The sequence below is a fragment of the Lachnoclostridium sp. genome, assembly GCF_031997925.1.
GTDB lineage: Bacteria > Bacillota > Clostridia > Lachnospirales > Lachnospiraceae > Lachnoclostridium.
The window spans coordinates 150,638-174,499 of record NZ_DAMADT010000004.1 but is presented as its reverse complement, the minus strand read 5'-3'; the positions used below and the strand labels follow the sequence as shown (position 1 = coordinate 174,499).

Genomic DNA, 23,862 nt, shown 5'->3' with positions numbered 1-23,862 from the left:
AAGCTTTCGCTCTCATGTCCTAAATTCTAGTGGATCTCTATTATATTTTCTCCAATGATAATTGTTCTCTCTTAGTAACTTCTCTTAGTAACTTCTCTTATCAAAAAAACTATGAACTCCATATCTCACATGAAACATAGCTTGTTACAATGGACTTTATATCATACTTAAATTTGTCTTAAATATTTTATTGATCATCTCTTTGATTGATTGAATCTTTTAAATACTGCTCAATAACGAAAAGAGTATCCTCAATATCCTGATGAGTTTGAGCATAAGAAAAGAACATTGCCTCAAATTGAGCAGGTGCTATATATATTCCATGATCTAACATAAATCTAAAATATCTAGCAAATTCCTTGGTATCCGCCATCTTTGCTGTTTCATAATCTGTAACATTTGAATCAGCGAAGAAAATACATGCCAATGAACCTACCCCAGAAACTTGATATTTTTTATTATATTTATCAAACAACTCATTTACCTTATTCCTAAAATACTCCCCTAGTTCATTAATCTTCGTATAAACCTCCGGATGATTCTTTAGGTACTTAAGCTGAGCCATACCTGCTGCCATAGCTACTGGGTTTCCACTTAAGGTTCCTGCTTGATATACCGGACCAACTGGTGCAACCATTTCCATAATTTCGCGTCGTCCGCCATAGCAACCCACCGGCATACCACCACCTATAATTTTCCCAAAGGTAGCTAAGTCTGGCATGATATTATAATAACCTTGGGCTCCGCTTAAAGAAAGACGAAAGCCTGTTATTACTTCGTCAAAAATTAGAACTGCTCCGTGCTTCGTACAGAGCTCTCTAAGACCTTGTAAAAAGCCCTCTTCTGGTAATACAACTCCCATATTAGCAGCCACTGGTTCTACAATAATTGCAGCAATTTCATCCTTATTCTGCTCAAATAATTCAATTACACTTTCTAGATTATTATACTTTGCTTGTAATGTGTCTTTTACACAATTACTTGGAACTCCCATACTGTCAGGAATTCCGGCAACCATAACTCCGGACCCAGCTTTTACTAATAATCCATCACTATGACCATGATAACAACCTTCAAATTTAATAATTTTACTTCTTTTTGTATATCCCCTTGCAGCTCGAATGGCACTCATCACTGCTTCTGTTCCAGAGTTTACCATTCGTACCATTTCAAAACATGGAACAATTTCACATAATAGTTCTGCCATTTCAACTTCAACCTCTGTAGCAGTGCCATAACTTAACCCTTTTTGTGCAGCTTCTATTACTGCTGCACGGATAACTTCATGATTATGACCTAGAATCATCGGTCCCCATGAATTTATATAATCAATATATTTATTTCCATCTACATCATAGATATAAGCTCCGTCAGCTGACTCAATAAAACGTGGGCTTCCGCCTACTGATAAAAATGCTCGTACCGGACTATTTACTCCACCTGGAAGATGTTTTACTGCTCGTTCAAATAGTTGTTCTGATTTTGTCATTATCCAATTCTCCCATCTTTTATAAACTTGGCCAGTTCTTTCGCATAATAAGTAATTAAAATATCTGCTCCGGCACGGTATATACTTGTAGCAGATTCACATACGATATTATCTTCATCTACATACCCACATTTTGCAGCAGCCTTAATCATGGCATATTCACCGCTTACGCTATAAGCAGCTACCGGTAAAGTAATTTCATTGGCAACCTCGCGAATAATATCTAGATAGGATAGCGCAGGTTTTACCATGATAATATCTGCACCTTCTTCTACATCCAGTAAAGCTTCTTTCAAAGCTTCTTTTCTGTTGTGATAATCCATCTGATAACTTTTACGATCTCCAAAAGCCGGTGCTGAACCCGCAGCCTCACGAAATGGACCATAAAAGGCAGAGCTGTATTTCACAGCATACGACATAATTGGAGTATCGATATAACCATTTTTATCAAGTAAGGCACGAATCGCATTAATTCTTCCATCCATCATATCAGAAGGTGCTACCATATCAGCACCAGCGGCAACATGTGATAAAGCAATATTCGCTAAATATGGTAAAGTGGCATCATTATCTACCATGTCTCCCTTTAATATACCGCAATGACCATGAGAAGTATATTCACACATACATACATCTGTTATTCGATACATATCTGGACATTCTCTTTTTGCCGTTCTTAATGCTCTTTGAACAATTCCATCCTCAGCATAAGCACCACTTCCACATTCATCCTTACTATCAGGAATTCCGAAGAGCATTACACTCTTAACTCCAGCATCTGCTGCTTCATAAAGAGCTTCCGGAAGCATATCTACACTATAGCGATATTGATTTTCCATTGATGGAATTTCTTCCTTAATATTCTTTCCTTCTTTCACAAAGATAGGATAAATCAAGGAAGAGGCATCCATCCTAGTTTCTCTTGTCATTGTACGAATCAGTGGATTTGTTCTTAATCTTCTCGGGCGTTTTAATAATTCCATAACTCATTAATCCTCCATGTTTCCAATACAAAGGGAACTATGTTACAGTTCCCTTTGCGTATATTTTGATTTTCGCACTTGAAATCATGCCTACTCAGTAGTCTGGCTATGCCGAGGACAACGCAGGCACAAATATCCAGACTGAAGTTTTAGATTTTTTTAGGCGTTGTCTTTTGGCGCCTTAGAAATTCACTTCACACTTTCTATAACACTCTCAATTAAACTATCAATGGTAGCTTCTTTTGCAACTGTAACTTTCATACCATGGAAAGTTGCTTCTTTCGCCGTTAGCTCACCAATACATACTGCTTGAACCTTATGAAAATCCATGTTCTTCATTGTTTTAACAAAGCTGCGAACTGTAGAAGCACTTGTAAATGTTATAATATCTGTTTCCTCTATGTTAACTTGTTCATTATTCTCAGAGGCAATTTCATACACCGGAACAGCCTTCATATGAACTTTTGTAGTCGATAAATAATTAGCAAGTTCGCTATCTGCTTCTTTTGGTATTAAAACAAGAACTTTATCTTGTGGCTGGGCCATTACCTCAATTCCTTTTGCCAGTTCCATTCCGTAATACTTCTCTGGCATATAGTCTACACGAATACCTCGTTTCTCTATTGCTTTGCGGGTCGTAGGTCCTACGGCTGCAAAACGACAATTCCATAAGCTTCGAATGTCAATCTGTTGCTTCCATAAACTATCAAAGAAAATATCGACCGCCACTTCACTTGCAAATAGAATCCATTTATAATCCTTGATTGTTATAAGTGCCTCTATCAACTGGGTATTATTCTCAATTGGTTTTGTATAAGTTCCAGATAGCATGACTACTTCTGCTCCAAGATCATAAAGTTTTGTTGCTAGTGAAGATACTTTATCTTTTGGTCTTGTTACAACTACTCTTGCCCTACCAAGTGGTCTCTTCTCTGCCCAAGCAAAGATTTCAGAAAGTGAACACACTTTACCTACTACAATAATACCAGGTGTTCCTATGTTTTGTTTTGTGGCTTCCTCAGGTAACGTAGCAACGGTTGCAATAATCTTTCTTTGTTTTGCTGTAGTGCCACGTTCTAATATTGCAGCCGGTGTAGCTTCATCTATTCCTGCATCTATTAAGCCTCTGCAAATATCAGATAATGCAGCAACTCCCATTAAGAAGACGAGTGTTGTCTCTCCAAGAGCTACTAAACTCTTATAATCTATGGATTCCTGGCATCCTTTCTTTCTATGTCCGGTAATAATATGCAAGGAGGAGGTATAATCACGATGGGTCACTGGTATCCCCGCATAGGCAGGCACAGAGATTGCAGATGTAATACCTGGAACAATCTCATAAGGAACACCATGTTCACAAAGTAACTCAAGTTCCTCTCCCCCTCTACCAAATAAGAAAGGATCACCGCCTTTTAACCTTACTACTTTTTTTCCTTCTAAAGCCTCTTCTAGTAGAATTTCATTAATCATCTCTTGTACTACAGTATGATTTCCTGAATATTTTCCAACATTTATCCTCTTAGCAGACTTTGGTATCATCTGAAGGATTCCTTCTCCTACCAATTGATCATATACCACTACTTCTGCTTGCTCTATAATAGCTTTTCCTTTTACCGTAAGTAATCCAGGGTCCGATGGTCCTGCACCAACTAGCCATACTTTTCCTGCCATCATCCAATCTCACCTCTTAAGCGTAATGCCAATTGTTCACCGACTATTTCTGCTCTTTCCTTGCGGTCTACAACTGTAGCAACTCTATGTTCTGTAGTTTTTTCATTATAATATAAGCCTATTAACTTTAATTCTTCCCCTTCTATTGTTGCATGCGCTGCGATTGGGGAAGAACAGCCTCCATCTAAAGTACGGACAAAGCTTCTCTCTGCTAAGGCAGCATATGTGGTATTTTCATCCTTAATATATTGTAAGAAATCAACATTTAAGTCTCTTCTCGCTTGAATAGAAAGAATACCTTGACCTGCTGCCGGAATCATCTTATCCACTGGGAAATAGTGACTGATACGATGAGGCAAGCCAACTCTTTGTAACCCTGCTGCTGCTAAAATCAAAGAAGTATACTCTCCCCTATCTAATTTAGCCAGCCTTGTAATAACATTACCGCGAACAAAACTAGTGCCAGCAGTTGGAAATAATTTTTGTATTTGTAACTTTCTCCTCGCACTAGAAGATCCGATATTTTGATAGTATAAGACCATATCTTTATTTTCTAAGAATTCACATCCTTGTGGTAGAACTAATACATCTCTTGCATCCCCTCGTTTTGGTAACGCCACAATCGGAAGTTCAACGTTTTCTTCCATTGGCATATCCTTTAAACTATGAACTGCGATATCAATTCTACCATCGAGTAATGCTTGGTCTAATTCCTTAACAAAGAGGCCTTTTCCGCCAATCTTATCTAGACTTTGGTCTAATATTAAATCACCGGTAGTCTTTAACGTAATTAACTCTAACTCTATTTCCGGGTTATTGCGCTTAATCTCTTGCATTACTAATTCCGTCTGCATTACAGCTAATTTACTATCTCGACTACCCACTACAATTTTATTCTTTTTCATATTTAATTACCATGCCTTCCTGCAAACTTTGGGCCGCGTGTACAATATTTGCAAAATGAATTAAAATTCTCAGAGCAAAAAAACTTTGTTCTTTCACTCTGAATTCTTATTGTCTCTAAATTTTTATTGTCTTTAAATTATAATGTTTCTAATTCCTGTTGTATTTTTCTTGTCACATTTTTTGCCAAATGATGATTCGTTCCGCTGGCTGTGATTCCAACTACAACCTCTCCCTTGACTGCGATACCAGGAAAATAGAAATTACACTCTTCTTTACAATCACAAATATTTCGGTAACAATCCAACCCTTTTGTTTCTAAATAAACGGAATAGTTAACTCTTCTATCATTGGTACATGCTAAAACCATATATCCTTGCTCACAATCACCCGTTTCATATTCCTTATGTAACCAACCAATCTGATGATTATGGAATAACTCCAGTAACTCTTCATGCAAATGCGGCGCAATAACCATTATCTCGCCACCAAACGGAAGCAGAGTTTGTATTCTTCTTAAGGCGATGTTGCCACCGCCAATCACAATAATCTTTCTATTCTGTAAATCTATAAATACTGGAAATCTCAAATCTCTCCTCCTAACTAATTAGCATCCTTAGGTAATTAAGAAACTTGTTTACTTAACATAATCCGCACAATTCATAGCTGATTGTTCCAAAGCTTGAAGTACTTCTTCACATTGGTCAATCTGTAAGATGTCACGAAGTCCGAATATAATCTTAGATACTGCTTTTTTAGAAGCCATTTGAACATTAGATTGCAATAATTCTTGTTGTTCCCTAGATAAATCAATTGATTTATAGACTTTTGTCAACTTAGCATCCGTAATATCACTCACAATATTACTAATGTCATCAACCGTTGATACAAGGTTACGGAATTGATACCATTGTTTAAATTCACTTACATACTCAGATAACAGTTCCCTTGTTTCTACTAACTCTTTTTCTCTATCATTTGCTTCCTGACTAAAGTAATCCATATTGTATACATTTACATCATTAAGCTCTTCTACACTAGGCTCGATATCTCTTGGAATAGCCAAATCAATAAGATAATAGGTCTTTCCTTTTAGTCTTTTATTTTCAAACATACTTTTATTTATGGTAAAATGATGGCTTTTTGTAGCACTAAAAATATAGTCCATAGCCTCAATATGTTCATATCTCTCATCATATAATATCACTCCACAACCTTCCGGAATGATTGCTTTACTTTTTTTATATTGGCGAAGGGTCATCCATACTTTACACTTCTTCTCTAATAAATTTTCAGCCATTAAACGACCCATTTCTCCATTACCAATTACCAAACAAGACTTTCCTGATAAATTACCCTGCTCTTTTTCTAGTTGTTCTACAATTGTGTGGGGCAGAGAAGTATTGCTCTTTGCTATTTGAATATTTGTTTTTACTTTTTTTGCGGCTGTAATAGCTGTTCGAAATAAACACTCTAAGACGGAGTCTACATATTGATAATCTCTTGCTTGCTGCAGTGCTTGTTTTAATTGAGTCAAAATCTGGTCCTCACCAAATATCTGAGAGTGAATACCACAACCTAATTCCATTAAGTATTTTGCTGCCTCATCCCCCTGCCTGCATACACAAAACTCAAGCATAGTCTCTTTCGCATCTTCTCCAAACACTAGTTTACTAAAGCATTCGGTTTCCGATGTACCTAATTCACTAAACCAGATTTCTGTTCGATTGCAGGTAGATAATACGATACAACCGCTCGCTTGATACGTATCTTTTATTATTTTTGCAATTTCTAGTTGTTTATCAGATGTTAGAGTAAAATGCTCTCTGTCTTCGATACTTGCAGTATTATAGTCAATCCCAACCATGCTGATGTTCATTTTAATCCTCACCTTTTCATTCCACATAAGTAATACGAAACTCCTAAGTATCTTTTCTTATAATTAAAAATCTAAGAAATTCCTAAGTATCTATTTCCTTTATGGAAAGAGCTTCGCAATTCTTTATAATTTTAGTTATTGTTAACATAACACAGCACTTAAATTGTTACAAATAAGAATCTCCTAAGTCATTCATAAGATTTACCTATGTTATTTTATTAACAGGTTTGGGTGTCACACATCCCCTTCTAAATTTTAATAAGTGTTATTGCAATTGATACCCGAAACCATTCTTACTGCTCTATAATAAGATTGAAGATATCCGAATATTTATACTTTTTAACTAGATTAATGAATTCTTCCATATGCTTTGAAATAAACTTGTTTTTATGATATACAAGACTAAAAGAACGATTCCATGTCGTATCTCTATTCTTAATTACCACGATACTACCATCTTTTACATACTCATTTACAAGACGAATCGACAGTACAGCCAAACATTGATTATCAATCACAGATCGTACCATCGCTGTTGGACAATTTGCAACCATGCTAACATTTATGGATACACCCTGCTCTTCTAAATAGTTTTCAAATAACTCCCTAGTTCCGCTACCTTCTTCTCGCATTACAAATTTTTCTCCTGCTAAATCCTTTGATGTAAAGCTCTTTTTCTTAGCAAATGAATGATTCGCACTACATACTAAAACCAAGTAATCGTCTACAGCTGGTATTGACACTAAATCCGGGCTTTTTACTCTACCCTCTACAAGACCAACATCTAACTCAGAATTCAATATCTTCTCTTCAATATTATGGGTGTTGTTTACATAGGAATAGACTTCAACCTCGTTATTTAACTCTTGAAATGAATTTAATATATCATTAATGAGACAACTTCCTACTGTAATCGTTGAACCAATTTTAAGCTTTTCGTACCCTGTTGTTTCAAACATTTTACTTTCTAAAAAATCAAATTGTTCTACTACTTGCTTCGAATAAGAAAGCAACTGCCTTCCCTTTTCTGTTATAAATAGTTTTTTTGATAACCGTTCAAATAATAATACCCCATAATGATCCTCTAACTCCTTAATTGCTTGACTTACGGTTGGCTGGGAAACATAAAATTTAGCCGCAGCAATACTCATCTTCCCACTTTGTGCTACTTCGTTAAATATTCTTAAATGGCGTATCGTCATGGAATTACCTCTTTACATTCGTTATATTTAGTTCCATTAGAAACTTGAATTTTCATTCTACCATAGGTTTTACCTATGACTTTAATAAGATTTTATCACTTTCCTTATGGTAAAACAAGTGATATATTATGAATATGTTAAAAAATAAACAAAGGAGAGAAACTGTGAAGATTTTAATTATTGGCGGCGTTGCCGCAGGTACTAAAGTTGCAGCAAAATTAAAACGTGAGAACCGCGATTATGACGTAACGATTCTAACCAAAAGCAAAGATATTTCTTACGCTGGTTGTGGATTACCTTACTATGTGGGTAACGTTATCGAACAACGCGAGCAATTAATAGTCAACACACCCGCTAGCTTTTCAGCATTAACTGGTGCTACCGTATTGACTGAGACTGAAGTTATTAATATAAACAGAGATCAAAAATCTGTTGAAGCAAAAAACTTAACGACGAACGAAATTTCTACATATTCGTATGACAAGTTAGTGATAGCTTCCGGTGCCAGCCCAATCAAACCACCGATCGAGGGTGTTAACTTAGATGGCGTATATTACATGAGAACTCCTGAAGATGCCATTGGTCTTCGCGAAGCGGTGGAAGTAGGAAAGATCAAACGCGCAGTAGTTGTAGGTGGTGGTTTTATTGGCCTTGAAGTTGCTGAAAACTTAAGCCTCCAAGGTGTACGTGTAACTGTACTAGATATGGCAGAACATATTCTACCTGGATTTGACCCTGAAATTGCAGAGTATGTTGAAAATCATTTGGCTAATCATGGTATTATGGCAATGACGAATACCAGATTAGAAGCTATTCTTGGTGAGGAGAAGGTTGAGAAAGTTCAAACCGAAAAACGTGCGATCAAATGTGATGCAGTAATTCTTGCAATGGGTATTCGTGCTAACACATCCTTTGTCAAAGACACTGGTTTAGAATTAATGAAAAATCAGACAATCAAGGTAAATGAATATCTTATGACAAACGATCTTGATATCTACGCAGTTGGAGACTGTGCTTGCGTAACCAATGTATTAACGAAAGAAAGTGCTTGGTCCCCTATGGGTTCATCCGCTAATATTGAAGGACGTATTGTCGCTAAAAATATAGCTGGTGGTAACATATCCTATCGTGGTGTACTTGGTACCGGTATTTGCAAATTACCTGAACTAAATGTAGGAAGAACCGGTTTAACTGAAAAAGCGGCAATCGAAGCTGGTTATGATGCTGTTAGTGTTATCACTGTTGTGGATGATAAAGCACACTACTATCCACAGGCATCTTATTTTATAGTAAAAATGATTGCTGATAGAGAAACAAAGAAATTATTAGGTCTTCAAGTATTAGGTAAAGGCAGTGTTGATAAAATGATTGATATCGCAGTTACAGCTCTTACAATGAAGGCAACTTTAGAAGATATTGAGGACATGGATTTAGCATACGCTCCTCCATTCTCTACAGCTATTCACCCATTATCTCATACGATAAATATTCTTTTAAATAAAATAAGTGGTGCATTTGGCAGTATCACTCCAACAGATTATAGGACAGGTAAAGCGGAAGGCTACAAATTAATTGATGCCTCTCTTAACCCATCCATAACAGGAGCTCCTCATTTGGATTTAACAAAGGTTACCGGTAAAGTCGCAGACTATTCGTTGGATGATAAGCTATTACTTGTCTGCTCCAAAGGTAAAAGAGCCTATTTATTACAAAATCGTCTGAAACATTTCGGATATACCAATACACTAGTTCTTGAAGGTGGATCTATATTTAATTCAATTTAGATAAAAGTCAACTAATTTTACGGAGGGAAAACATGACACAATTAAAAGTAACTGCAGAAGATGAAAAAAGAGTAAAGGCTCTTGGATTTCTTAGAAACAAAGGAACTGATAACTTTTCAGCAAGAATTATTACTGTCAATGGTAAAATTACTACAGCCCAAAACAAATGCTTGTCTGAAGCAACTGAACTTTATGGAAATGGTATCGTTACTTTAACAACAAGATTAACAATTGAATGCCAAGGTGTTCATTACGATAACATTGAGAAGTTCCGTGAATATATTGCTAAAGAAGGACTTGTTACTGGTGGTACCGGTTCTAAAGTACGTCCGGTTGTATCTTGTAAAGGAACCACTTGCCAATATGGTCTTATTGATACATTTGCACTTTCAGAAGAAATTCACGAACGTTTCTACAATGGTTATGCTAGTGTAAAATTGCCTCACAAATTTAAAATTGCTGTAGGCGGCTGCCCTAATAACTGCGTAAAACCAGACTTAAACGACTTAGGCATTATCGGTCAATTAATTCCTAACTACGATGAAGATAGCTGTAATAGCTGTAAAAAATGTTCTGTTGTAGAATCCTGTCCTATGTCTGCTGCAACTTTAGAAGATGATGTTCTTTCTCTTGATAAAGATGTATGTAACAACTGTGGCCGTTGTGTCGCTAAATGCCACTTTGATTGTATCGAAGATGGTGTAAATGGATATAAGATTTACATTGGTGGTAGATGGGGTAAAAAAGTAGCACACGGAATTTCTCTTGATCGTGTATTCACTAGCAAAGAGGAAGCTTTAGATATGATTGAAAAAACAATTCTTCTTTATAGAGAACAAGGAAAAACCGGAGAACGTTTATCTGATACTATCGCTCGTATCGGTTTTGAAAATGTTCAAGCTCAGTTATACACAAATGATTTACTAGACCGTAAACAAGAAATATTAGATGCTAAACTTCACTTAGTGGGTGGAGCAACTTGTTAATATAGGGAGTGTGCCCACTGGGCACACTTATAATAACCGATAGGGTTCACTCTATTCGGTTATTATTTCGGGCTTTATTGTTAAATAATTCACATTACAGAAGGGACATCACAAATCATGAACAAAAAATCATACTTAGCAATTGGGACTTGTGTAGTTATCGCGATCATAGCAACTTACCTTGGTAAACTTCAAAATATTATAGGCGCACCAATGATTGGCCTATTTATCGGTATTCTTCTAGTCAACATCTTACCAAACATAGACAAAGACTTTAAAAAAGGTACAACCTTTGCAGGTAAAAAGTGCCTTAACTTAGGTATCATCCTTGCAGGTGGAACACTTAATTTTACTCAAATCTTAGGATTTGGCGCGAAAGCACTCCCATTAATTATTATAAATATCTGTTTATCCTTTACAGTAGCATATGTAGTTGGTAAGCGATTAAAGCAATCATGGAATACTTGTACTTTAGTTGGCGGTGGAACTTGTATCTGTGGTGGCACAGCTATCGCTACTCTCGCTTCCATTATTAAAGCAAAGGAAACTGAGATTGCTTACGCAATGACAGCTATCTTTCTTTTTGATATTTTTGCAGCTCTATTATACCCATACTTAGCAGGTGCACTTAATTTAACTCCGAATCAATTTGGCTTCCTTGCAGGAACCGCAATCAATGATACCTCAAGTGTTGCAGCATCTGAAGCTACATATAATGCAATAAACGGTTTAGACTTAAACCTTGCAATTACAGTTAAACTTACTCGTACTACGATGCTCATTGCATTAGCAGTTATCTTTACTGTAATCACAATTCGTCAGCAATCTAAGAATAACACGGCAAATGCAGAGCAAACAAGTATTTCAAAAACTGTACTTAAAGTATTCCCTTGGTTTATCCTTGGCTTTTTAATCATGGCAGTTTTAAACACAGTTGGTTTATTCGATTTAGTTAAAGGACTAGACAAATACTTAAAAACCGGTTATAAATTATTTATTACGATAGCATTAGCAGGTGTAGGATTTAAGATTAAATTCAAAGAATTATTAACAAAGGGTCTTAAGCCAATTATTCTCGGTGGATGCACTTGGTTAGCTGTTGCTACCTCCTCTATGATATTCATTCATTTATTTGCAGGATTTATTGGTTAATTTATTCACATATTAGAGTTAAAGCGGATACTCGGATCACTTCATTACTTTCTTGTAACCTTACAGTAACTCTGCTACTATCTCAGTGGGTACTTGAACACACTGAGACAAAGATGTTCCCTCGCTTTCGCTTCCCTAAGAAAGCGGGGGACATCTTCTCTAAGGTTATAATAATATGTTTATTACAGTCAAAGCGGATAAAAATATTTGTTTTGTAGTTTATGAATCAAATTTCATTTTATTTAAGAATAAAGGAGCCCTACTACTATGAATCACTTAGATCAACCAAAGAAAGCAATTTTAATTGTAAGTTATGGTTCAAGTTCTTTCAGTACTGATAATAACTTTGACATGACACTGCAAAAACAATTAGAATTAGCCTTTCATGATTACGCTGTATATCCGGCAATCATCAGCCATGCTCAGGATAAGGATTCTACGGTTTTTCCTTTTCTCTTTAAGGTATTAGAGCAGCTACATAATAATAAAATAACTACGCTTTATATCCTACCAACATTTCTTCTACCTGGTCATAGCTTTCTTAAAATGCAACAAACTCTAGCTGATTATCAACATTTATTTCATGAGATCCACATTTGTACACCATTACTGGCTACGAAGGAATGCTATGAATCCATTACCTCGTCACTTGCAACCCTATATCCAATTCACCATAATGATGAGGTTATTGTATTCTTCGGGCATGGTAGTTCCCACTCATCCAGTACTTATTACAATGAACTTGAAGCATATTTCCATTATAATCATCACATAAATTATTTTGTGTTAACGCTTGACTTTCTTTCCGATATAGAAGACTTTATTACCACATTACATGAAAGAGGTATAAAATACATACGTTTAGTTCCATTATTAATGCTTGCAGGTTATCACGTCTTTCACGACATGGCCGGCAAGCATCAAGAATCTTTATATTCTGTTTTAACTACAGCTGATTTTAAAGTAGACTGTGTTCTATCAGGCCTTGGAAATGAACCTTTAATACAACAACTTTTTATAGAGCAACTACAAGCACTTATTACTTGCCACCGTTGACCTAGTTTTTCGATATCATTGACAAATATGTACTTTTGCAATAGTGAGCAAATAATATACAAGTAAAAATGACACACTAACTAAGAATAGGAGGTGGGTCAATGATTCCAAATATTGTTTACTACGAAGAAGAATCCTTAAATTATACGCTTGGCAAAAGTCTTTATGAAAAATACAAATCAGCTGAATGGGTAAAAATTGAAAATCATAACAATATTCCCGAGCTAAGAAGTAATCCGAACTGTGAGTTTGCCAGAATGAAGCAGAATCTTGTGATTGGAATTAGAAAAACTCACAAATATGTATCCAATTCAAAAACCTCTGATTTTTTAGTACCCTATACATCTTCAGGATGTAGTGCTATGTGTCTTTACTGCTATTTAGTGTGTAATTACAATAAATGTTCCTATCTGCGACTTTTCGTAAATAGGGAACAGATGCTAGGCAAACTGATTAAATCGTCAAATCAGAGTAGCACGGATTTGACGTTTGAAATAGGTAGTAATAGTGACTTGGTTCTTGAAAATACGATTACCGGTAACCTTGAATGGACAATAGAGAATTTTGGAAAAAATGAACGAGGATATATAACACTTCCAACTAAATTTGATATGGTGGATTCCTTATTAAATCTCGAACACAAAGGCAGGACAATCATCAGAATGAGTGTCAATCCCCAGGAAATTATAAAGAAAGTTGAATTCGGTACATCTTCTCTGGTAAACAGAGTAAAAGCATTAAATAGCTTAAAAGAAGCTGGGTACAAAATTGGAATATTAGTAGCTCCTGTGATTTTATTGGAAAATTGGGAATATTTATATAAAGAATTATTTCATATCTTGGCTGATACTCTGTCTCAAAAGGTTAAGAATGAGGTGTCTTTTGAAGTAATTTTTATGACATACAGTTATGTTCATAGAATGATTAACACGGAAGCCTTCCCAAATGCTATTGACTTATACGATAAAAATATAATGACAGGGAGAGGGCGTGGAAAATATTGCTACAATTCTATTACAAGAGAGACAGGAGAAGAATTTTTAAGATTTGAAATTACAAAGCATTTCCCCAAGAACAAAATCATGTACGTTGTATAAATTAGTAATTGGTATTTTACACGGACATCTTAAAAATATCAACCAACATTCATACAACTCAGTCGGTAAAAGATTAACAGGCAGCTTATTCCCAATCCCAGGATCAGCTGCCTTTCTATTCTTATATTTAACATCATAGTGTCAAGCCATTTTTACATATACTTTAGTAAACTTAGAAAGGATGTGGTTAGAGGTGTCCAAATCTTCATTCACAACTTCAAAAAATTCCGATCAGCACTGGATTCTTTTAGGCATTCCTATACTCTTCATCGCTGGTTTCTTTATGCACTATATTTATGAATGGTCAGGCAACTCATTAATTGTAGGAATTTTCGCACCAGTCAATGAAAGCATATGGGAGCATTTAAAATTAACCTTATGGCCTATGCTTATCTGGTGGATTGTAGGGTATATTCTCCTTGGTAAAAAAAATAACATTTCTGCTAGTCAATGGTTTACTTCGTGTACAATAGCGGAATTGATATGTCCATTGGTAGTTCTGTGCTTTTACTACACCTACACAGGGGCATTGGGCATTGAATCACTTATACTTGATATATTTTCACTGTTTCTTGGTATTGCTGTAGCTCAAGGCTTGGCGCTTCATGTGTACAAATATGCGAGATTCAGCCCGTATTGCTTGTATATTTCTGTTGGAATACTAATTCTGTTGGTTGTCACATTCACTGTCTTCACCTTTGCTCCACCTCATATTCCCGTATTCAAAGATTCGGTGACTGGGAAATATGGAATCTAAAAGATCCCTTTTATATTGAAATCCATAAATCGTAACAAGGCACTTTACGAAGTTAAACGTAGAGTGCCTTGTATTTTCATAGTATATGCGGAAGGAAGGCTTGGTTAATATTAAAAAAATGTTTACCCATATGGCCATCTGTTCTTATTCTATTGTATTTATTATGCAAAAAAAGTAACTATGCAAAGTAGCATGGTAATACATTACTTTTATATAAACTATACGATAATCCGATGCGTTTCTCCGTCATCCACCAGCAGAACTCTGTTCCCTTTAATTAACCTGTCATCCAAAGTGATTGTTTCCGTTGTCAACATTCCCTTGCTTCTGCTCTCAACACTAATTTCATAGAGAGAACTCCCATACTTATACTCAATGGAAAAATCTCCGAAACTTGCCGGTGTCGCTGGATCAATGACCAGCTCATTCCCCTCTTTTCGAAAGCCCAAAAACCAACTTACTAGCCCTTGATACATCCAGCCTGCGGAACCGGTATACCAACTCCAACCGCCTCTTCCAGTATAGGGCGGACTGAGAGAAATATCTGCTGTCATTACATAAGGTTCCTTCTCATACTTGAGCGCGTCCTTCCTATTTTGAGTAATGTGAATCGGATTAAGCATGGTAAACAGAGTCCTAGCCATGTTATAGTCGTGTAACATCGATGTAGCGATGGCCAGCCAAGCCGCCGCGTGAGTATACTGGCCTCCATTTTCCCGAATTCCAGGGATATAATTTTTTATATAACCAGGATTTTTACTTGTTTTATTAAATGGAGGTGCCAAGAGTAAGGAAAGGGCTTCCTCTTCCATTACAAGATAACGCCATGCTGACTGCATGGCTGTTTTCGCCCGTTCTTTTTTTGCTCCTTTTGATATCACGCTCCAGGACTGGCTGATGGAATCTATCCTGCACTCATCATTTTCCTTGGAACCAAGTTTCGAGCCGTCGTCATAAAAGGCTCGTAGATACCACTCTCCATCCCAGGCGTGTTCTTCGATACTTTGAAGCAGGTTTTCTCTTTTCTGCTCCAGTTCCTGACCATAAGCTGCATCATCTTCCTGATAGCACAAAGGAATGAAGTCACCCAATACGGTATAAAAGAACCAGGCTAACCAAACACTCTCTCCCTTTCCCTTTATCCCTACCTCATTCATACCGTCATTCCAGTCACCTCCCCCCATGAGAGGAAGTCCATGCTCACCGAAGAAGGTCCGGTCGATGGTTTTTTTACAATGCTCATAGACACTTTCTGAGCGCTCGGATATTTCAGGGGTAAACATTACATCATGCTGATCCTCATCAAGTACCGGACCTTTGATATAAGGAACTAGCTCCTTTAAAATTGCAGTATCTCCGGTACTTTGAATATAAGCAGCGGTACAATAAGGCAGCCACAGTAAATCATCGGTTATTCTCGTTCTTACCCCGATCCCCATCGGAGGATGCCACCAATGCTGGACATCACCTTCCTCAAACTGCCGGCTGCAAGCAATTAGAATTTGCCTGCGTAGAATACTTGAGTCTGCAAAGAGAAGTGAAAGGGTATCCTGAAGCTGGTCCCGGTATCCATACGCTCCTCCGCACTGATAAAAGCCTGTCCTTGCATTAATACGGCAGGATACCGTCTGATAGAGTAGCCATCCGTTCACCAGGATATCGATTGCCCTGTCCTTTGTCTTCACCTGAACGTTCCCCAATAACCCGTCCCAGTAGGCTTTCACCCTGGCGAGCTCCTTTTCTGAGGCAGCGACATCTCTGTACTTGTATCTGATTTTGTATATTTCATTAAGGTTACCACTCTGCCCAAGCCCGAACAACACAGTCTTACTTTCACCCGGCTGTATTGCTACGGATACCTGAATTGCTCCGCAGGGATCATAGCATACACCCGTATTACAGGATAGCTTGACTTCCGCTCCCCGCGGTTCCAGTATGCTACCCTTTTGCCCCAGAAACTCCTGCCTATCGCCTGTAAACCTAGTGATCATCTCACTGGAAAACAGGTAGGAATAGCTGTTTTGAAAGTTCAGTGTATAAATGTTCTTTGCATATAAATATTCATGCTCATTGTCGTAGGAGGTTAGAATATAGGGATTGGTTTGCTCCCTCTGGGTGCCCAGAACCCATTCCACATAATAGGTAAGACTCAAATATTTTACTTTATCCGAATTGTTTGTCAGCTTAAGATTCCATAGCTTAAGTGACTCATCCAAAGGAGTAAAAACCGTCAATTCCTGATTAACGAGTGCTTCCTCATGAAGGAACCTGCTGTATCCAAAACCGTGCCTTACTCGGTAAATACCCCTGTCAGATCTTCCTAGGGACATCGGCGTCATTACATCACCGGTTATTTCATCCAGAATATAGATTGCCTCGGAGGCTCTGTCACTTACGGGGTCGTTGGACCAAGGCGTAAGCTTATTCTCTCTGCTGTTGATACTCCAGGTAAAGCCGGCACCCGACTCCGATATCTGGAAGCCAAAACTCTCATTTGAGACAACATTAATCCAGGGTGCCGGTGGTCTGGTATTTCCCTCCAGCAGAATTTCATACTCTCTACCATCACAGGCAAATCCCCCAAAGCCGTTAAAAAATTCATAATTTTCTTTTTCTTTCTCCTCTGTTGTTGGCGCATATGCTGTGTTCAAAGCTTCTTCCTCCTTAAAGCCTAATATTCCTCAAGTAACTCGTACTGATTTTCTTTCATATTATTAAAATAAATACCTGTCTTTTCCGAAAATACGACCTGTGCTACCGTATACAGCAAATCAATCTCTGCTGGTATCATCTCATACGTATGCAGCGTAAAGAAGCTTGGTTTCTCGCTTCCTGAATCATAAAGCCTAAGAGAGCTTGTCATATCGTTGATTAAATCATCTACCTCCTGCAGATAACCATGTTTGGAATCAATCAGGATAATCAAATCCACGGGAACTCGGTTGATTCTCAGGTATTCGTAGGCCTTTAATACATCCTTTACAATTCTTTCCACTTCAATGGACCGAACCATTAAAAGCATGATAGGATTATCACCGGACACGCCGAATTTCCATAAGAAGCTCTGATTCTTAAAATTCCGTCTAATGTTTTCATGCGGGCCTCTGTAATTACCTGAGATATAGAAAATCGGGCTGATCAGATCTTGAAATGCGTTCAGCTGAAGGTTCGTAATCTCAAGATACTTTAACTCCAGATTCGTCTGAAGCCGGAACTTCTCTAAGATATCATCAATCCGGTAACATACATTCAATTCCCCAGCAATTTTTATTGCTTCCTCCTTACTGCCGCACACTCCGGTAATGAACGAAATACAGGCTGTTTCACCTGGCTCTATGCAAACCTGTGCACGCAGGCTCATAATCGGATCATTACAAAAGCCCGAATTATTGAAAAAGGTAATACTGTTAACTACAGAATCTGGATTCTCCAGGGTATTATTTCTTCCGATAAAGCGTTTTCTATCATTCTCGAATTCTATTTTTTTGCATAGCTTCGATCCTGTTCTTACCACATGCATCAGATAAGGATTATCATCGTCCTTCTTCCGCCGTCTTTTTGTAAGAAAGATTTCCTGTTCTTGCAGATACTCACTTTCCAGAAAGAGCTTATTAAACGCAGGATGGCTTAACTCTGCCAGATGGGTATCATCCACCACCTCCAGATAACTGGTCACTTCCAGCTGCTTTTTCTCATTTCCGTGATTGGTTAATGTAACCTTGCGTACCTCAAAATTATGATCCGCATCCAAGCTAACAATCATGTGTGTTGAGACATCCCCATCCCTGCGTTTAAATTCTGCCTTGTCCGGACAGAATACCACCTGATATTCCTCTGGCTCCGATCTTGTAGGATGATAGGTAGTACTCCAAATCTTACCCTGCTTCATATCCTTTATATAGATATAATTTCCTGTATTTGCATAGATATCCGACCGGAAGCGGTAAAGCATTCGGTCCTCATATTTACTAAAGCCGTCCCCATCCGAAGTTATCATTAGTGAATACTTCCCGTTAGAAAGATAATTTACAACCGGCGGATTCATCCCTGTATTACTAACATATCGATTACTGTAAATAACTTCTTTAAAGAGGGGCTTACCGATTTTTATTGTATAACCCCGCTTTGCAATGGAAATTAAATGGGACTGGCGTTTTTCCTCTAGCAAGACTTCTGTTGCCTTAATCATCATCTCCGCATGAAATCTCTCCCGGAGGATACCCTCATTCAGATAATTATTAATCGCAGCCAGATTCATCCCCTGATGATGCGCCATATAGGATTTTACAATGCAATAAGGTGTCAGATCCACAGAATTCGGTACGTTAAAATCAATAGATTCATAGAAACCGTAGTCACCGAAAACTCCTAATTCCTTTAGCCGCGTAAGATTCTTCATGCATTCCTCTTCTGCGATATCAAGTGCTAACATCGTTGCATAGGGAGCAACCACCAGGGAATTTCTACGGACTGGCTGAAGTCTTATTTTGGGAACACCGAAGGCTTTGTACTGGTAATTTGAGTTTAAGTCAAAACGATAATATTGGGATTCTGATATACCCCAAGGTATCTCCGCTTCCTTTGCATACTTCATGTGCTGGAGTACCGCTGCCCTGGAGGCCTGTGCATAGACAGAGCCTTCATACTCCTTAAATACAAGATTCGGCATCAGATATTCAAACATCGTACCGCTCCAAGAAACGAAGCACGGAATGCCGCCAACAATGGTCAGCGGTCTTCCTAATTTATACCAATGTTTTAACGGAACTTCTCCCATCGCGATTGCAAGAAGGCTTGTAAGTGCAGATTCCGACGCCATCAGGTCATAACAACCGTCATCTAGCATGTGCGACGATACATGATATCCGATATGGAACAGCATTCTCTTTTCGTCAAATAAAAAACGTAAATCAACATTTTTTAAAATGCAGTCTATTTTATTACTGAGTTCTCTGATCCGGTTAATCATACTATTCGCAAATTTATTGTCCTTTGCTGCAACGTAGCGAAGCGTAGGATAAGAAGAAAAGCTCTCTTCTTTTAGCTTTAAAGCCGCTACTTCATTTACAATACTATCAATCTTGTCCATCAACAGCCTGGTATAGCAATAATCTGTAGATGGTTTAAGCTCCATCTCGTGTAAGTTTTCCCAGATATCCGCAATATCTTCTATTAGTTCACCTATCTTTTGATACTCGGCTCTAAGCCCATTTTCGGTAGAATTGCCTGTTCTTAGCTGAATTTCCTCATTACTGTTCTTTATCGCTATCCTAAGTTCAGATAGAAAATTGTCCAGATAAACCGGTTTGTCGATTTGCTCCAGAAGGCCGTTTTTTAAGGCAACCAGATGTCCCAAAAAATTACCGCTGTCTACGGTTGATATATAGGCTGGATTAAGCACCTCCAAGGTTTTAATATCATACCAATTATAGAGATGTCCCTTCCATTTTTGCATTTTCTGAACCGTTATCATCAGGTTTTCCACATATGCAACCATAGAGCTCAGAGTTTCAAACCCAAAATCCCTGGCTGACAGAATTGCCAGAAACTGAAGTCCAACATTGGTTGGTGATGTTTTTTCGCTGACTTTTTCAACCACCTCAATCTGGTAATTATCCGGACAAAGCCAGTTGTTTTCCTTCGTAGAAAGATCCTTAAAAAACTGCCAGGTTCTGCGCGCAGTATTAAGAAGCATCTCATTATCCTGAACTTTATCCCTCAGATGAAAATTCTTTTTCGGCTGACTGATTCGGTATGCTATCTCATAGGCAAAACTCCAGTCAGCGAGTATGATTGCTGTCAGAATGATCCCTGCTGGACTTAAATATCCCATAAATACAATTACCACAAGAACAAACGCCGGGAGTAGAGAGCTCCACATGGTAAGAAAATATCCTTTTCTGGTATTCGTAATGGAAGCATCCACTGCTTCCGCCGTGTTCCAGCGAAGCAGATTTCTTTTGCTGATAAAGATTCGATATAGGGTTCTAATAATTGCATCCGATACGATATAAGCACGGTAGGGAGTGATTGTAAACTCTAGGAATGTTCTTTCAAACATCGTAGCAATTTCCTTTAAGAAGCCTTTATAAACAAGGGCAAGCTTCGGACGAATCAGCTTCTGGGTTATCACTGCAATTAATAAAATAATCAGGTTAAATATATCATTAAAGAAAACGAGAGGTATCCAAAGGTAATATGCTCCTGGCATCCATGCAAGATTCAGCAAAATAAACAGCGTCTTACTCAGAGGAACCAAGCTTCGTCTCAGATTGTCAAAGATTTTCCATTTTGACAATGGGCTTAGACTTCTCCCATCCGGAGTCTTCTTCAAAAATAACCAGGGTAGCAGCTGCCAGTCCCCGCGCAGCCATCGATGTTCCCTTTTGGTAAAGGATAAAACGCTGTTCGGAAAATTATCCATGATTTTGGCTGCACTAGAAAAAGCCGTTCGTGCATAGCAGCTCTCAAAAAGGTCATGACTAAGAATCCGATTTTCCGGTACCTTATTATGAAGTACCTTGTGGAAGGCTTTAATATCATAGATCCCCTTCCCGGTATAGATACCTTCGTTAAAAATATCTTGGTAGATATCTGATATTACGGTTCCGTAATGGTCAAGACCCGATTCTCCTCCGAAGATTTTCGTAAACCTGCTACCATTCTTATTTACGATATGATTTCTTACTGAGGGCTGAATGATGACATAGCCCTCCTTCACCTTCCCACCTTCGTGATCCAGAACTGGTTTATTTAAAGGATGATCAATCAGTCCAACCAATTTTGCTGCATTGTCACGAATCAGATTCGTATCCGCATCCAGTGTAATCACATATCGGAAGGTGGTAAGAAGCTCTTCGTCACAATAAATAGAGGAAAAGGTGGTATTCTCCTTTACAGTCCCATTTAAAAGGTTATTAAACTCTTCCAGCTTTCCTCTCTTGCGCTCCCATCCCATATAACAATTCTCAGCTTCATTCCATTTGCGGTAGCGAAAGAATAGAGAAAATTGCTGGTGCTCCGACGGATAGAGGTCATTTAGTTCCTTCATACGTGCAGTTAGAGCACTCTCTATCACCTCGTCCTTTTGCATGTACTGGTCCGAGGAATCCTCAAAATCAAGAAGCAATGCATAGTAAAGGTTCGGCTGTCGGTTGGCCAAATAATTCTTTTGAAGACGGTCCATGTATACCAGCCCCTGTTCCTTCGAGGAGACGATAACCGGCATGACAACAAAGGTTCTTGCTTCCTCCGGTATTTCCTTCAGATAGTTCAGGGATGGAATCTTCTTAACCATAATCCTTCTGGTAAATATAAAATTTGTAATCTCTATGGAAATACCCATTAAGAGCGGCATTACCACCAGAAGGGTAATTACATGTCGGCTGGTATCCTGCATGCCGCCAAAAATTCGGAACGCATAGAGCAGGCAAGAACTCAGTCCCAGAATAATAAGAAACAGGGAAAGGAAATAAATGAAGCCCTTCACATTCTTTTTTTTCTTAAGGATTTGGGGGATCGGTTTTCCTAATATCTTTGCTTTCAGAATCGGATAACCCTTGCCCAAAAGATAGGCTCCCACATGATGAGAGCAATACAGGTCATCCCTTCCTTGAACTGCCAGTTCCAGGCAATCTTTCGCTATCTTTTCTTCCACCAGCTTATAACGGTGCGATAATTTAACGATAATACCTCGGTACATTCCCCTGGCTTCCAAATCCATCTTTGAATAGACTCCATCCGGATCTTGTGACAAAATCTGCTCCAGGGAGGAATATTCCTCAAAGAATTTTTCCTCATCCACTTCATTGATATCCCTCAGGCTGACAATTAAAGTACGGATATTTGTCTCAAGAAATGATTCTATCTTTCCTTCCTTCAGGAATATTTCGGAGGTTTTCACTTGTCTTCCTACGGAAGCAAAATGATATTCCAAGTATTTTTGAACAGAAGCCTCATGAAAGGACATATTTTTCAGCAGGTATAATACATGGGCATGGAACGAGTAGTTAATCTTCAGGTTATCTTCTATTTCGCAAAGCAGTGTCGATATATCTGTTAGCCCCTGATTACTTTCCTGCTTTTCTCGGAGGAATTTATCAGCCTTCGACTTTACATCAATGATATGAAGAATCTCATCCGCAATTACAATGATTTCTTCAAGAAGGCAAAATCCCAGCATTTCCGGCAGAACCCAGATTTCCCTGTCCGTAAGCGGTATCTTTTGCTGATAAGCGTTTAACATTACAGAAATATTTTCTTCACTTAAGTGTCCGCCGGATAGGGCCACCATCTTCTTAGCCACAACATAGATACGTGGGAAATTACGGTATTCCTTTACCTTTAGGATCGGTAATACGGCATAGCTCGTTCCCGAGGTACGTACTTTTTTAATTTCCCGGTACATCATTTGGAAATTATCAAAGAGCCAGCGTGCTGCTGGAATTAGCGAAATGATATCGGAGGGTAGGGTAGAGATACTGTCCCTGATTTTATTCAGTTTTTTATAGGCGGCTTGATTATAGTCATTAAGAACATAGCTATATCCAATCAGCCTAACCTGATTGTGGCTCTCTGCCAGATCAAGCATCTGTTTCTCCCATTCCCTCGAATCCGGTTTATCTCCTTCTCCCTGTGAATAGATTTTGAAATGCACTTTCTTACCAAAATGGTTATACCGATAATACAGCATTAATAGAACAAAACAGATCAATGCAATCAGGATCAAAAATATAACTAGCAGAAACGGTGAATTTATATAAAAATTAATTCCATCCAACAAGATCAGCAATTACAGCCCCTCCTTATTTAAGAAATCTTTCATGCATGATGGCATCATCTCACAGATAGTTTATCTGTTTTCCAAAAAAAAATAGCACATTATTATATTGTTGCATTTTTTA

15 protein-coding genes are annotated in these 23,862 nt (G+C 37.9%); 6 read left to right on the top strand and 9 right to left on the bottom strand.

All coding sequences use genetic code 11. The features are described from left to right. Positions 1–187: 187 nt before the first annotated feature. The 7 genes from hemL to RTP52_RS04855 all read right to left on the bottom strand — a co-directional run bounded on the left by hemL (position 188) and on the right by RTP52_RS04855 (position 8,127). Entirely contained in the window at positions 188–1,489 is a 1,302-nt protein-coding gene (hemL, locus tag RTP52_RS04885) for a glutamate-1-semialdehyde 2,1-aminomutase (RefSeq protein ID WP_312369573.1), read from the bottom strand. Then, positions 1,489–2,472: a porphobilinogen synthase gene (hemB, locus tag RTP52_RS04880; RefSeq protein ID WP_312369571.1), complete on the bottom strand. Its 984-nt coding sequence runs from the start codon at positions 2,470–2,472 to the stop codon at positions 1,489–1,491. Before hemB ends, hemL begins: the two co-directional genes overlap by 1 nt. A 189-nt stretch (positions 2,473–2,661) precedes the next feature. Next, the gene (gene cobA / locus RTP52_RS04875) at positions 2,662–4,146 is read right to left on the bottom strand and encodes a uroporphyrinogen-III C-methyltransferase (protein WP_312369569.1); all 1,485 of its coding nucleotides are present in this window, start codon (positions 4,144–4,146) and stop codon (positions 2,662–2,664) included. After that, on the bottom strand, positions 4,143–5,048 hold the full coding sequence (gene hemC / locus RTP52_RS04870) for a hydroxymethylbilane synthase (RefSeq protein ID WP_312369567.1): 906 nt from the start codon (positions 5,046–5,048) through the stop codon (positions 4,143–4,145). The genes cobA and hemC overlap by 4 nt, the downstream gene beginning before the upstream one ends. 137 nt (positions 5,049–5,185) lie before the next feature. Beyond that, positions 5,186–5,635: a precorrin-2 dehydrogenase/sirohydrochlorin ferrochelatase family protein gene (locus RTP52_RS04865; protein WP_312105366.1), complete on the bottom strand. Its 450-nt coding sequence runs from the start codon at positions 5,633–5,635 to the stop codon at positions 5,186–5,188. 48 nt (positions 5,636–5,683) lie between these two features. Further along, entirely contained in the window at positions 5,684–6,925 is a 1,242-nt protein-coding gene (hemA, locus tag RTP52_RS04860; RefSeq protein WP_312369565.1) for a glutamyl-tRNA reductase, read from the bottom strand. Positions 6,926–7,218: 293 nt separating this feature from the next. After that, positions 7,219–8,127, bottom strand: a complete 909-nt coding sequence (locus RTP52_RS04855) for a LysR family transcriptional regulator (protein ID WP_312369563.1) — start codon at positions 8,125–8,127, stop codon at positions 7,219–7,221. A 164-nt stretch (positions 8,128–8,291) separates the two neighbouring features. Here RTP52_RS04855 and RTP52_RS04850 point away from each other — a divergent pair, with 164 nt between their 5' ends. The 6 genes from RTP52_RS04850 to RTP52_RS04825 all read left to right on the top strand — a co-directional run bounded on the left by RTP52_RS04850 (position 8,292) and on the right by RTP52_RS04825 (position 14,959). Beyond that, positions 8,292–9,911, top strand: coding sequence for an FAD-dependent oxidoreductase (locus RTP52_RS04850; RefSeq protein ID WP_312369562.1), 1,620 nt, complete (start codon positions 8,292–8,294; stop codon positions 9,909–9,911). 32 nt (positions 9,912–9,943) lie between these two features. Next, positions 9,944–10,897, top strand: a complete 954-nt coding sequence (locus RTP52_RS04845; protein WP_312105375.1) for a (4Fe-4S)-binding protein — start codon at positions 9,944–9,946, stop codon at positions 10,895–10,897. A 117-nt stretch (positions 10,898–11,014) separates the two neighbouring features. Continuing rightward, positions 11,015–12,049 (top strand): YeiH family protein, encoded by a 1,035-nt coding sequence (locus RTP52_RS04840; RefSeq protein WP_312105378.1) that lies wholly within the window; start codon positions 11,015–11,017, stop codon positions 12,047–12,049. 267 nt (positions 12,050–12,316) lie between these two features. Then, the gene (locus tag RTP52_RS04835) at positions 12,317–13,105 is read left to right on the top strand and encodes a sirohydrochlorin cobaltochelatase (protein ID WP_312105381.1); all 789 of its coding nucleotides are present in this window, start codon (positions 12,317–12,319) and stop codon (positions 13,103–13,105) included. Positions 13,106–13,206: 101 nt separating this feature from the next. Then, on the top strand, positions 13,207–14,202 hold the full coding sequence (locus RTP52_RS04830; protein WP_312369560.1) for an SPL family radical SAM protein: 996 nt from the start codon (positions 13,207–13,209) through the stop codon (positions 14,200–14,202). Positions 14,203–14,395: 193 nt separating this feature from the next. After that, the gene (locus RTP52_RS04825; RefSeq protein WP_312105386.1) at positions 14,396–14,959 is read left to right on the top strand and encodes a DUF6512 family protein; all 564 of its coding nucleotides are present in this window, start codon (positions 14,396–14,398) and stop codon (positions 14,957–14,959) included. 218 nt (positions 14,960–15,177) lie between these two features. Here RTP52_RS04825 and RTP52_RS04820 read toward each other — a convergent pair whose 3' ends face one another. After that, the gene (locus RTP52_RS04820) at positions 15,178–17,610 is read right to left on the bottom strand and encodes a GH36-type glycosyl hydrolase domain-containing protein (RefSeq protein WP_312369558.1); all 2,433 of its coding nucleotides are present in this window, start codon (positions 17,608–17,610) and stop codon (positions 15,178–15,180) included. Positions 17,611–17,630: 20 nt separating this feature from the next. Next, positions 17,631–23,750, bottom strand: a complete 6,120-nt coding sequence (locus tag RTP52_RS04815; RefSeq protein ID WP_312369557.1) for a glucoamylase family protein — start codon at positions 23,748–23,750, stop codon at positions 17,631–17,633. Between the last annotated feature and the right edge of the window lie 112 nt (positions 23,751–23,862).

What these genes read in the sequence shown, in the direction of transcription:
- hemL (WP_312369573.1), bottom strand. Translation starts at nt 1,489, where the DNA reads ATGACAAAATCAGAACAACTATTTGAACGAGCAGTAAAACATCTTCCA.
- hemB (WP_312369571.1), bottom strand. Translation starts at nt 2,472, where the DNA reads ATGGAATTATTAAAACGCCCGAGAAGATTAAGAACAAATCCACTGATT.
- cobA (WP_312369569.1), bottom strand. Translation starts at nt 4,146, where the DNA reads ATGATGGCAGGAAAAGTATGGCTAGTTGGTGCAGGACCATCGGACCCT.
- hemC (WP_312369567.1), bottom strand. Translation starts at nt 5,048, where the DNA reads ATGAAAAAGAATAAAATTGTAGTGGGTAGTCGAGATAGTAAATTAGCT.
- hemA (WP_312369565.1), bottom strand. Translation starts at nt 6,925, where the DNA reads ATGAACATCAGCATGGTTGGGATTGACTATAATACTGCAAGTATCGAA.
- RTP52_RS04855 (WP_312369563.1), bottom strand. Translation starts at nt 8,127, where the DNA reads ATGACGATACGCCATTTAAGAATATTTAACGAAGTAGCACAAAGTGGG.
- RTP52_RS04845 (WP_312105375.1), top strand. Translation starts at nt 9,944, where the DNA reads ATGACACAATTAAAAGTAACTGCAGAAGATGAAAAAAGAGTAAAGGCT.
- RTP52_RS04840 (WP_312105378.1), top strand. Translation starts at nt 11,015, where the DNA reads ATGAACAAAAAATCATACTTAGCAATTGGGACTTGTGTAGTTATCGCG.
- RTP52_RS04835 (WP_312105381.1), top strand. Translation starts at nt 12,317, where the DNA reads ATGAATCACTTAGATCAACCAAAGAAAGCAATTTTAATTGTAAGTTAT.
- RTP52_RS04830 (WP_312369560.1), top strand. Translation starts at nt 13,207, where the DNA reads ATGATTCCAAATATTGTTTACTACGAAGAAGAATCCTTAAATTATACG.